We start from the raw sequence: 11912 nt of genomic DNA, 5'->3' as shown, positions 1-11912 counted from the left end.
TTTAATTTTCCTCAGCAAACAATTCCAAGATAATATCTTCCAGTTTGAGATCGTTTATTTGATAATCTGTGCCTTGGTTGTTTTGAGCTAATTGTGCTATCACATGATCAACTTTTTGTGCAGGAACTTTAATTGTAATTGTGACATCATCTTGATCAATTATTTTAGCTTTGATATTAGTTTCATTAAAAGACTCAGATTTTATAAAGCTAATATATTTATTATTGCTAAATTTATCTAATAGCTCCTGTTTTTGACCGTCCCAGATTATTTTCCCGCGGTCAACAATAATCAAATGATCACAAATACTGGCAATATCTTCCATGTCATGAGAGGTTAGAAAAACCGTTAGCTTTTCCTCCTTGTTTAATGATACTAAAAACTTGCGAATATCCCTTTTGGCTATGACATCTAAACCGATTGTTGGCTCATCTAGGAAAAGCACTTTAGGCCTAGTGGCTACCCCTGCTAAAAATTCAATTTTCATGCGTTCACCTAAAGATAATTTCCTAGTCTGCAGATCTAGTTTTTCAGTAACATTGAGAATACGCGCTAAGTTGGCGACGGTTTTCGCAAAAACACTTTCAGGAATGTCGTACATGGTCTGGAGCAACTCTAAATAATCCCGCGGGGTTAGATCTGGAAAAAGTTGTGATCTGTTGCCCATTACCACTGAAATTGATTTTTTAAAATCGTTAGTCCTTTCAACCGGATTATAGCCATTCACTTTACAGTAACCAGATGAAGGAAACAAGGTACCAGTTAGCATCTTAATCGTCGTAGTTTTCCCAGCACCATTTTTGCCAATAAAGCCCACTTTTTCTCCACTCTTAATTTCAAAATTGAGCGACTGTACGGCTTTAACTACAGACTTTTGTGGCTTAAAAATATTCTTGGCCACTGCTGCCCAGTTTTCTCCCCTGCTATTAATAACATATTCTTTGGAAAGATTATGTACTTCAATTGCATTTTTACCCATGATTTACCTCTTTATGGATAAATAGTTAGGACAAAAAAGCAATTTCAAGAATTTTTTCAATAAAATTGCTTTTGTTTGAACATAAATCATAATATTTAATTAGGAAATGTCATTAATTTAAACTTGTAAAAAAGATTTTAAATCAGCAACACTAGGTAAATTTTACCATGTCTTCCGTTATTTTTAAATTATATTTAATGTTTTTTCCAAGTAATTACTATGCGCTCTTTTTACTTATTTTTATTTCGCAGTAAGTATTAGCTATTTTCTTTCTAAGTATAAGTTTTACTTTAAGTAAATTATCCCAGTATTTTCTTACCTAGTTATAATAGCCGAACTTTATTTTTTACTTACAAATATTAACCCTATATTTTAAAGCTTAAATATTTTTATCTCTAATTAATCACATACATAATTTTTAATAAATAATTAATTGTTCGTATTAGATTACAAAAATTTTTGAAGCTTTTTTTGAAAAAAAACAATTTTCGACTTGACCCAGAACTAAATCACTAGTAAAGTGTAATCAATTTATCTATTATTTTTCAAAAAGGAGTGTGCATTAAATGTCAAATTGGACAACCAAATTCGTTAAAGAGGGCTTAACTTTTGATGATGTGTTATTAATTCCGGCAGAAAGTCACGTTTTGCCAAATGAAGTTAATTTACACACACAATTGGCACCAAATCTTAAGCTTAACATCCCTCTAATAAGTGCCGGCATGGATACTGTCACCGAGGGTGCAATGGCTATTGCCATTGCACTACAAGGTGGTCTGGGCGTTATTCACAAAAATATGTCGATTAGCGCCCAAGCTGGTGAAATTGCCAATGTTAAAAACGTTGTTGTTCCCGCTAACATTACTAAAGCTGCAGTTGATGACGACAATAGACTACTAGTAGCGGCAGCCATTGGTGTTACTAGCGATACCTTCGAAAGAGCCGAAGCGCTCCTTGAAAAAGGTGCAGATGCGATCGTAATCGATACTGCCCATGGTCATTCCGCTGGAGTCTTGCGCAAAATTAAAGAGATTCGCGATCATTTTCCCAATATTACGTTAATTGCTGGTAATGTTGCCACAGGCGATGCTACCAGAGCACTTTTTGATGCTGGTGTGGATATCGTGAAAGTGGGTATTGGCCCCGGGTCTATCTGCACAACCCGCGTAGTAGCCGGTGTTGGCGTACCTCAGATTACTGCTATCTATGACGCGGCTACAGCTGCACGAGAATACGAGAAACCAATTATTGCTGACGGCGGCATGAAATATTCAGGTGATATTGTTAAAGCATTAGCTGCTGGCGGCAACGCTGTTATGCTAGGTAGTATGCTTTCAGGCACTACCGAAGCTCCCGGAGAAATTTTTGAGAGCAATGGTCGTAAATATAAGACATATCGTGGTATGGGCTCGGTTGGTGCAATGGCACAAGCGCATGGTTCTTCTGACCGCTATTTCCAAGGTGGTGTTAATGAGGCTAATAAATTAGTGCCTGAAGGTGTTGAAGCTCGAGTAGAATACAAAGGCGATGTTTCTGATATTGTCTTCCAAATTATAGGTGGACTGCGTTCAGGTATGGGTTATGTAGGCGCTGCTACAATAAACGATCTGCGTGAAAATACTCAATTTGTTAAAATTACTAATGCTGGGTTACGTGAGTCTCATCCTCATGACGTCCAAATTACTAAGAATGCACCAAATTATGAAAGATAATTAAACAAAAAATTAGTTATTGGTTTAATCCAATAACTAGTTTTTTTATGTTTCAACTAATTTTCTGAAATTGCTTTATTTAATTTTTGCAAGTTTTCTATTAGTTCTTTTTTAGTGTCTGCCCCAAGTATTGCAGCATAACTATTTTCAGAGCTTATAAAATAATTAGTTATTTTTTCTTCGAGTTTAATCGCTTTATCAGTCAGTAAAATTGCCTTTAGTCGTGTATCACGCTGATCTACTTTCTTATAGATCAAGCCTTTATTTTCCATTAAACGTAAAACATTAGTAGCAGTCGATTTCCTGATGTTAAATTCATGCTCAATATCTTTTTGATAAATTGACTTAGTCTGCGCAAATGAAGCTAAATATTCAATAATCAGCATCTGTGTACCCGTCAAGCCAATTTTTCTAGCATAATAATCGGCATTACGATTAAAAGTATTTTGTACACGCTGCAAGGCCAATCCGAGTCTGTTCATTATTTTATTCCTTTGTTTTTACTGGTTTCGTTGCCGCATACAGTAAGTATACACCAATAAGAACAATCATTAGAATAAAAATAAAGCCAACTTGAGCAGCAGCAATATATTTTCCTGTAACAGAAGTTTGGCTGCTCGTTTGTTCAACAAACTGCATAATTGCGGAAATAATTGCAGTTCCCACAGCACCTGCAAATTGCTGTGCCATATTGAACAAGCCATTACCATCTGTATTTTCACTTTCTGCCAATTGTCCAATCGAAGCTGTCATCGTATCACCCATAACTAGTCCGATCCCTAACATTGTAATAGCATAAAATAAAATTATTTTGCCAGAAGTGAGTGAAGAAGCAAAAATGCAGTATAGTAGACCACCAATAATTTCAAAAACTGCCCCAGTCATAATGGGCTTTTGTGCACCATAGTTATCAAGGAGTCTACCACTAATAGGTGACATAATTGCTCCTACAAGTCCCCCAGTGAGCAGTAATAAACCTGCTGTCATTGCAGTGGAGTGGTTAACAATTTGCACATAATTTGGCAGGATAAAGGACAGACCTAAAGTATTTACTTGAAATATAAAATAAGCTGTAATACCTTGCGTAAATTTAGTCTTCTTAAAGACACGAATATTAATTAAAGGGTTGGATGTATTAAGTGAGTGCTTAATAAAAACCACAAGGCTGATAACACCGATAACTAAGGGGATAATAAACATTAATGGTTTCTGTAAAATAGTTGACAAGTTACTAAAAGCAAAAATTAATCCGATAAAAGTTAAAGCAATACTAATGAAGCCAACTACATCGAGTTTCGTGTGTTTAACTTGTCCAGTTTCACCAGTAATAAATGTTAGACCCATGATTAAAGAAATGATCATGACTGGAATAATGAAAATAAAGATATAGCGCCAACCTAAAGTGTTAACGACTAAGCCACCAAATGTGGGTCCTAAAGCGGGCGCAACAGCTGTGATCATTGTTCCTATTCCCATGAGTAAACCTATCTTATCTAACGGTGTTCTTTCCAAAATAATATTAAACATTAATGGAATTGCAATACCGGCTCCTGCTCCCTGAATAACGCGACCAAGAACCAAAAAGATAAATTGATTTGCAGCAGCATCAATTAATAAACCACAAATGAATAAGACTGCCGCGGTTACAAAAAGCTTACGTGAACTAAAATTCCTTTTCAAGTACGCAGATAGCGGCATAATGATGGAAGCAACCAGTAAGTAGCCTGTTGTCATCCATTGTACTGTTGCCATATTGACGTGAAAATCATTCATTAAAACAGGAAATGTAACGTTTCCTGCAGTTTCAATTAACACACCTGAAAAAGACATTAATCCAGCTGCAAAAATTGAACAAATTAGTTTTGCATCTAATTTTCTTTGCATTCAAATTCCTCCTAAAATTTAGTTAGCAAGCTAACTAAATAACCATAGTAACTCACATTTTTTTGAAATGCAATAAATTTAAAAGAAAGAAAAACTCACCTTGATTTTCAAGGTGAATTATTTTTAAAATACTTACTTATCTATATCAATCACATATTTTTGCCAGTAGCGCCAAACATTCTCACTGGATGAGCGTTTGGCATTTTCATACGCTCCCTCATTCATTTTTCTGCGTAATTTAGGACTAGCAAAAAATTCAGTAATTTTGGCTGCTAATTCATCAATATGACCACTAGGAACAATAAAGCCGCTTTGCCCATCTGCAATCAGATCTGCAGGACCATAGTTAATATCATAAGCGATTACAGGCACACCATGTGATTGGGCTTCAACTATTGAAAGTGGTGCTCCTTCATACCGTGAAGAAAGAACTGAAAGCTGCGCATTGTCATACACAGAATCCATATCTTGCGTATAACCCATAAAATGAATAACATCTTCTAATCCAAGATCCTGCACCAATTTCTTTAGCATTTTTTCTTCTTTAAAATTATCGTTACCGTCGCCATAACCATAAATATCCAATGTTAAAGAATCATTTTTTTGATAAGCCTGATTAAAGGCTTTGATCGCATCGTCGATACGCTTTTCATAAAATAATCTGGCTATGATTATTATTTTTCCTTTAGTCCGTTCACTCATTGGAATATGTTCTGCCTGTAGCTGCTCATCAGGAACTATTCCAACTGGTATTGAAACTATCGGCACCTGCGTTCTCAACCTTTTACGCATGTCATCTGCCTGATGTTTTCCTGGCGTAATAACTAAATCAGTCTTGCTTAATAATTCATTGTTGGAAATAGAATTGTAAGTTAGTGGAGAACTTGGATCCCAGTAATCCCTAAAATGAATATTATGAAAATGCTCAATTTTTCTAGCCGGTGTTTTCATGTTAATCATGGGTACGTTAGTAATATTGCTGCGGTCAGAAATAAACGTGGATTTTTCAGCCCCATCTTGCTCATTCAATTGGTCAAGCATAATGGTGAATGCCTGACCACTATTCATTAGCGAATGGACAACTCCATGAACATCTGTTAACTGAATGTTAGTTGCTGGGTAATAAGTTGGCCTTTTTTCGTAAGAAATCTCATAATAAATGGTATTGTTCGGACGGAAAAATAATTCGTAGACCAAATGGTCATCAGCTGTATCAAAAATCTGGGTCAGGCTCTTAAAACCACGTGTATCATAAAAATCCTCTTTGATACGGTGAACATCGCCATTATAATATATAATCGTATCTACGCTGCCATTAGGGAACATATTAATGGTCATGGTTTTACGATTGTCTTCATATACTTCATAACCATTAGTAATTTTCTTCACCTGGTTAAAACCTGGAATGGGCAGGTCTTTTAGTGTGACAATGCGACTGGCATAATTAACGGTTCCGGCAAAAAAGTCAAACATATTAACGTAATCATCATCGTCCAACCCATAAAGAGCCAAATTACGATGACCAAAACGGTTAAATTCACTCGTCGTTATTTTCGCTTTGACATGATTACGTTTAAACAACTTTAGCCTTTTAACTTCTGCGTGTTCTATTCCTGAACTATTTGCATCTAATTTACTATCTAAAAAATAATACATTATTTTACCTTTTATTCTCACATTTTAACTATCCTTACCAATTTTAGCATATATTTTATTATTTAAAATGGTTTTTAAAAGCATAAATACCACCATAAAAAGCATTGATTCAAACTGACCTTGAATCAATGCTTTATTTGTACTTTATATAATCACTAATCTTTTTTGGTAAGTCTCAAAACTAACGGCCAAATTATAGCAGTTATTATTCCAATAGCTAAGCCAGTCCATAAAATCGGTGACGTAATTATGGTAAAACCACGGGCAGTATTACTTTCAAGCCATTGAATCACTTGATTAGCAAAAAACTGTAATGCACCAAAAGAACCTACAGTAGAAATCAGTAAAATGATGGCAGCCCAATATTTACCGAAAAGTATCAGGAGTGCTGCTAAAATGAATAATAGTATTGCTGCAAAGAAGAAATAATGAAAAATATTAATTGCGCGATTTACCTTGTTGCTATTATTATCAAGTCCATCATTAATTCTATTCAACATTAATTTACTGACAGTTTTTTGAACGTCATTATTTTCTGGGAAGGAAAGATTTTTCGCTGTTACTTCGCCATTTGCTTGGTAACTTGCGCTTAAGTCATACAAACTGACATAAGACAAGTCATAATGATATTTTTTAGGTAGCTGTTCTAAAATCTTGTCTTCTACACCAAAGTCTTTTGCCAACTTCAATGTGCCAATCAGTCTGGAGTCACCCGTGTTATTAACACTTTTCTTAATCACCGTTTGCGCCATTGTCCGTACATTTTTGACATTCAGAGTTATCGGTGCTTCCATAACTAAAAAGCCTGAAATACAAACTGCCGCAGTAAAAATCAGACGTAGCAATATATTAGCAATTTTTTTCATTAACCTAGCCTCCACAGTCAAATTAACATCAATCTAACAGTCGTGTTGTCCCGAAGCTAAGCAGTTACACTTAATCATCTTGGGAGCATGCTCCTTTTTATGAGCAAGTTCTCCTTCGATCTTGTTAATATCACCTTCAGAAAGAGGCATATCATTGAGAATAGCGATCAAGACTTGACCTTTGTGCATATCACACATGTGGTTCATCATCTCTTTAGTTACTGCGATCATCATTTCAATCTGAGTAACTGTGGCCGAATAAACAAAACGACGGCCATCTTTACGCGTTTTTAGCAGTCCTTTTTTGACTAAGCGACCCATTAGAGTCTTAATAGTCGATTCAGACCAATTCTTTTTGGCTTGGAGCTGTTTAATGATCTCACCAGTATGAATCTCGCCCAACGTCCACACTATTCTCATAACTTCCCATTCAGCTTCGGAAATATTATGTTCTCTATTTTTTTCTACCATAATAATCAACTCAACTTTATTTTACTACAGAACAAATTTTTTTAGTGCTTTGGCAATTCCGTCATGATCATTATCGTCGGTCACAAAATCGGCATTTTCTTTAATCATTTCAATCGCATTGCCCATAGCAATCTTTTTAAAATCTGGATTACTAAACATTGAGATATCATTGCCCTGATCGCCAAAAACCATTACTTGATCCGGCCTGATCTTTAACCTGTCCGCCAGTTCCATTAAAGCATTGCCTTTTGAAGCATCTTTAATATTAATTTCAACTATCGTTGAAAAGCTGCGGACCACATCATATTTGGCAAATGCCCATTGGGGAATATTTTCCCACAATTTATCTACTTCTTTAACATCACTTAGAACACTAAGGCCTACTTTATTAAAAGCAAAATCTTGAGGAATTTCCTCAGCTTTGCGGACTTTGATTAAATTATTAGTATTGGTGGCGCTATCGGCTAAATTAACACCTATATCACGATCACAAGTCCAATAACATTCAGGCGTTTCAAAATGAAGATTCACATGGGCCAATCGCTGCAGTCGGCGCATATTAGTGAAATCCCGGTAATTCATTTCTTCATTCATCAAGACGTTACCTGCAAGATCCTGTATAACTGCACCATTAAAAACGATGTCGTATTGCTTTTTACCTATCAAGCCTAATTGTTGGTTAAAAGGTATAACTCCGGATAATGGTCTGCCGCTTGCTAAAACTACTTTTATTCCCTGACTATCAGCTTGTTTAAGAAGTTTTTCTGTTTCAGGTAAGATTTGTTTGGTACTCGTCAGTAAAGTACCATCTAGGTCAACCGCAATTAACTTAATTGACAAAATAATTTCCTCCCACATTTCTTCATTATCTTCTTTATTATACAAAAAGTCGTAATTACTTACGACTTTTTCAAGAAATATTCTGTTTAAATAGGATTTTATCTAGATCATAAATGAAATTGGCGGTTTGTTTTACTCAACAGTCACACTTTTTGCCAAATTACGTGGCTTATCAACATCCAGACCCTTGTCTTTAGCCGCAAAATAAGCCAAAAGCTGTGTCACTACAACCGTAACTAATGGCGATAAGTAGTAGTCTACTTCAGGCAAAATAATATCGTCACCTGTTTGCGCTAATGATTTATTGACAATAGTAATAACGTTTGCTCCTCGTGCAACTACTTCCTGAATATTACCCCGCATCAGATCAGCTGTTAGTGGGTTATTAATCAAGGCAATAACAGGAGTCCCCTTTTCAATTAAAGAAATAGTGCCATGCTTCAATTCAGCTGCTGCAAAGCCTTCAGTTTGAATGTATGAAACTTCTTTGAGTTTAAGTGCTGCTTCTAACGCTACCGGATAATCAATGCCACGACCAATATAAAATGCATTGCGGGATGGTATTAAATCTTTTTGTGCCAGCTGCTCTATCTTTTCCTGATTGGAAATTACCTGTTCAATTCCCTCTGCAGCCAAGGCTAAATTCTGTTTGAGATTGAATGCCGCAGCAGCCTCATCGCCCATTTTTTCACCTAAAGCTTTGGCAATTACCGCTTGAACAGCTACTTGCGCGGTATATGCTTTAGTTGAAGCAACAGCGATTTCTGGACCGGCTTCAAGCGCCATTGAATAATTAGCTTCACGCGCTAAAGTAGATTCTGGGACGTTAGTTAAAGTCAAACTCGGGATATTGCGCTTAATTGCCTCTTGAAGCACCACTCTCGAATCGGCGGTTTCACCAGATTGCGACAAAAAGATAAAGAAGGGATGTTGTGACATCATTGGAAAATGATAGCCAGCCTCTGATGCAAATCCAACTTCAGTGGGAATTTTGGTTAATTTTTCAAAAAGTAGTTTTCCCACTAAACCGGCATGATAGCTCGTGCCAGCAGCAAAAATATATAATTTATCGGCCTTTGCCAAAGCATCAATTATTGCCGCACTAACTTTTGGCTTGCCATTTTGATCAAGATAAAATTGATCTAAATGCCTTAAAACACCTGGCTGTTCACATATCTCTTTCAACATGTAAAAATCATAAGTACCCTTAGAAGCAGCGTCTTCAGCAACATTTAATTGATAAGGTTCCCTTGTAACTGGCGCGCCACTAATAGTTTCAATTTGGTAACCATTTTTGGTAATGTCACCCACTTCGCCGTCATGCAAGTCAACAAAAGTTTTTGTTTGGTCTAAGACGGAAAGAGCATCAGAAGCAATAACGTTAAAGTCTGCGCCCAAACCCAATAGTAGTGGTGACTTGTTTTTGGCAATATAAATATGATCTGGATGCTGGTTATCAACTAACAAAAGAGCATAGGACCCCTTGATCATAGTCAAAACTTCTTTGAGAGCAGTCAAAGCATCGAAGTTTTTTTCTCGTGCAATTTTACTAATTAATTGAACGATCACTTCCGTATCCGTATCAGACTTGAATGACGCATTATTGAGATATTTTTTTCTTAAATCTTGGTAATTCTCAATAACACCATTGTGAACCAAATAGAAACGCTTAGTTTCATCAAATTGGGGATGGGCGTTTGCCTCCGTTGGTTTACCATGAGTAGCCCAGCGCGTATGTCCGATACCGACTTGGCCCTGTTCATCCGGTTTCATTTTATTTTTTAAATCCTGAATACGACCAGTGGTTTTGATTAAAAATTCTTTACCTGCCAAATCATTAAGGTATATTCCTGCTGAATCATATCCCCGATACTCCAATTTAGACAACCCATTTAAAACTATTTCTCTAGCTGATTTTCCAATTATTCCGACAATTCCACACATGTGTTTCTCCTTTGGTCTAGTTAAATTTTATATTTTTGGGCTAATTTATTTATTTAACTCACGTATGGAATATTAGCCTTTATCTAGTAATTGGTCAAGTGATATTTTTCATAATTGGTCTATACTATATTGTGAAACAACTATCATTAACACAAAAAGCAGGTAAAATTAATTTGCCTGCTTTTTAAATTTAAATTTTTTAACCTTTAAATGCCCATTTCTTTTTCCACTACATCAGTAATTCTCTTGACATAGGCATCGGTTTCTTCTTGAGTTGGTCCTTCAGCCATAACTCGCAACAAGGACTGGGTACCGGATGGACGAACTAAAATGCGCCCTTCATCACCCATTTCTTTTTCAACTTCTTTTATCACGTCTAAAATTGGTTGGTGTTCTTTCCAGTTCTTTTTATCCTTAACTGGTACGTTAACCAAGCATTGCGGATACTCCTTAAAATCGGTTAGCAATTCCGACAAAGTTTTACCAGTTCTCTTCATTACCAACATTAAATGCAGTCCGGTCAGCATCCCATCACCAGTATTATGATAATCGCTCATAATTACGTGACCAGATTGTTCACCGCCCAGATTAAAGCCGTTTGCTCGCATTTCTTCTGATACATAACGGTCTCCTACCTGAGTACGTACATTTTTGATGCCGCGTCTTGCTAAAGCTTTAGTAAAGCCAAGATTACTCATTACTGTGGTAACAATTGTATCTTTTTTCAAGCGGCCACCATCTTCCATGTAGCTGCCCAAAATATACATGATATGATCGCCATCGACTTCATTGCCATTCTCATCCACCGCAATACAGCGATCGGCATCACCATCAAAAGCCAAACCAAGTTGAGCCTTTTGTTTAACTACTTCTTCCTGTAATTTTTTAGTATGGGTTGCGCCAACATGGTCATTGATATTCAAGCCGTTTGGATGAGTAGCAATAGTGGTAAAATCTACCCCGCAATCAGCAAATAAACGGGAAATAAGGCTGCTAGCTGCACCGTTTGCACCATCAATGACCACTTTAATACCATCAAGTTCTTCTGGAATAGTATTTTCGATAAATTGTAAATATTTAGCACTGCCTTCATGAAAATCTGTAACGGACCCAAGCCCTTTGGCAGATGGTCGAGGTAATTTATCCTCCGGTGCATCAATTAGTTTTTCAATTTCTTCTTCCATCTCATCTGATAACTTTAAACCGTCACTACCAAAGAACTTGATACCATTATCTTCAACTGGATTATGTGAAGCTGAAATTTGTACACCTGCGTCGGCACCTTGAGCGCGAACTAAATATGATAAACCAGGTGTAGTAATCACTCCCACCTCTAAAACCTCAATTCCGACTGACAACAGTCCAGATATTAAGGCATATTCCAACATTTGACCAGATATTCTGGTATCACGTGAGACCAATACTTTTGCCTGTTCTTCTTTAGTCTTGTTTTTGGTTAGGACATAACCACCATCACGACCTAACTTAAAAGCCATTTCAGGTGACAGTTCTTGATTAGCCACCCCGCGTACACCATCTGTGCCAAAATATTTCAACATT

Annotated in this window: 10 protein-coding genes; 1 reads left to right on the top strand and 9 read right to left on the bottom strand. The window is 36.4% G+C overall.

The features are described 5' to 3' along the window. Nucleotide 1: 1 nt before the first annotated feature. On the bottom strand, nucleotides 2-979 hold the full coding sequence (locus LACWKB8_RS03465; RefSeq protein WP_038522032.1) for an ATP-binding cassette domain-containing protein: 978 nt from the start codon (nucleotides 977-979) through the stop codon (nucleotides 2-4). A 566-nt stretch (nucleotides 980-1545) separates the two neighbouring features. On the opposite strand from LACWKB8_RS03465, the gene LACWKB8_RS03460 reads away from it, so the two are divergent. Continuing rightward, a complete protein-coding gene (locus LACWKB8_RS03460; RefSeq protein WP_038522028.1) occupies nucleotides 1546-2691 on the top strand; it encodes an IMP dehydrogenase in 1146 nt (381 codons plus the stop codon). Between the two features lie 56 nt (nucleotides 2692-2747). Here LACWKB8_RS03460 and LACWKB8_RS03455 read toward each other — a convergent pair whose 3' ends face one another. The 8 genes from LACWKB8_RS03455 to glmM all read right to left on the bottom strand — a co-directional run bounded on the left by LACWKB8_RS03455 (nucleotide 2748) and on the right by glmM (nucleotide 11911). Continuing rightward, a complete protein-coding gene (locus LACWKB8_RS03455) occupies nucleotides 2748-3173 on the bottom strand; it encodes a MarR family winged helix-turn-helix transcriptional regulator (RefSeq protein ID WP_038522025.1) in 426 nt (141 codons plus the stop codon). 4 nt (nucleotides 3174-3177) lie between these two features. Beyond that, a complete protein-coding gene (locus tag LACWKB8_RS03450; RefSeq protein WP_038522023.1) occupies nucleotides 3178-4575 on the bottom strand; it encodes a DHA2 family efflux MFS transporter permease subunit in 1398 nt (465 codons plus the stop codon). A gap of 132 nt (nucleotides 4576-4707) precedes the next feature. After that, on the bottom strand, nucleotides 4708-6231 hold the full coding sequence (locus LACWKB8_RS03445) for a glycosyltransferase (RefSeq protein ID WP_038522020.1): 1524 nt from the start codon (nucleotides 6229-6231) through the stop codon (nucleotides 4708-4710). A gap of 155 nt (nucleotides 6232-6386) precedes the next feature. Further along, complete coding sequence (locus LACWKB8_RS03440; protein ID WP_038522017.1) at nucleotides 6387-7097, bottom strand: hypothetical protein; 711 nt, start codon at nucleotides 7095-7097, stop codon at nucleotides 6387-6389. Nucleotides 7098-7130: 33 nt separating this feature from the next. After that, nucleotides 7131-7568 (bottom strand): CopY/TcrY family copper transport repressor, encoded by a 438-nt coding sequence (locus LACWKB8_RS03435; protein ID WP_038522014.1) that lies wholly within the window; start codon nucleotides 7566-7568, stop codon nucleotides 7131-7133. Between the two features lie 24 nt (nucleotides 7569-7592). Beyond that, a complete protein-coding gene (locus tag LACWKB8_RS03430) occupies nucleotides 7593-8408 on the bottom strand; it encodes a Cof-type HAD-IIB family hydrolase (RefSeq protein WP_038524960.1) in 816 nt (271 codons plus the stop codon). Nucleotides 8409-8540: 132 nt separating this feature from the next. Next, the gene (gene glmS / locus LACWKB8_RS03425) at nucleotides 8541-10352 is read right to left on the bottom strand and encodes a glutamine--fructose-6-phosphate transaminase (isomerizing) (RefSeq protein WP_038522011.1); all 1812 of its coding nucleotides are present in this window, start codon (nucleotides 10350-10352) and stop codon (nucleotides 8541-8543) included. 206 nt (nucleotides 10353-10558) lie between these two features. Further along, nucleotides 10559-11911 (bottom strand): phosphoglucosamine mutase, encoded by a 1353-nt coding sequence (gene glmM / locus LACWKB8_RS03420; RefSeq protein WP_038522009.1) that lies wholly within the window; start codon nucleotides 11909-11911, stop codon nucleotides 10559-10561. Between the last annotated feature and the right edge of the window lies 1 nt (nucleotide 11912).

Source organism: Lactobacillus sp. wkB8 (genome assembly GCF_000761135.1).
Taxonomy (GTDB): domain Bacteria; phylum Bacillota; class Bacilli; order Lactobacillales; family Lactobacillaceae; genus Lactobacillus; species Lactobacillus helsingborgensis.
Note: the sequence above shows the minus strand (reverse complement) of the source record. Positions and strands in the feature narration are given on the sequence as shown.

Coding starts and splice junctions, on each gene's coding strand:
- glmS (WP_038522011.1), bottom strand. CDS start 10,352: ATGTGTGGAATTGTCGGAATAATTGGAAAATCAGCTAGAGAAATAGTT.
- LACWKB8_RS03445 (WP_038522020.1), bottom strand. CDS start 6,231: ATGTATTATTTTTTAGATAGTAAATTAGATGCAAATAGTTCAGGAATA.
- glmM (WP_038522009.1), bottom strand. CDS start 11,911: ATGTTGAAATATTTTGGCACAGATGGTGTACGCGGGGTGGCTAATCAA.
- LACWKB8_RS03455 (WP_038522025.1), bottom strand. CDS start 3,173: ATGAACAGACTCGGATTGGCCTTGCAGCGTGTACAAAATACTTTTAAT.
- LACWKB8_RS03440 (WP_038522017.1), bottom strand. CDS start 7,097: ATGAAAAAAATTGCTAATATATTGCTACGTCTGATTTTTACTGCGGCA.
- LACWKB8_RS03465 (WP_038522032.1), bottom strand. CDS start 979: ATGGGTAAAAATGCAATTGAAGTACATAATCTTTCCAAAGAATATGTT.
- LACWKB8_RS03460 (WP_038522028.1), top strand. CDS start 1,546: ATGTCAAATTGGACAACCAAATTCGTTAAAGAGGGCTTAACTTTTGAT.
- LACWKB8_RS03435 (WP_038522014.1), bottom strand. CDS start 7,568: ATGGTAGAAAAAAATAGAGAACATAATATTTCCGAAGCTGAATGGGAA.
- LACWKB8_RS03450 (WP_038522023.1), bottom strand. CDS start 4,575: ATGCAAAGAAAATTAGATGCAAAACTAATTTGTTCAATTTTTGCAGCT.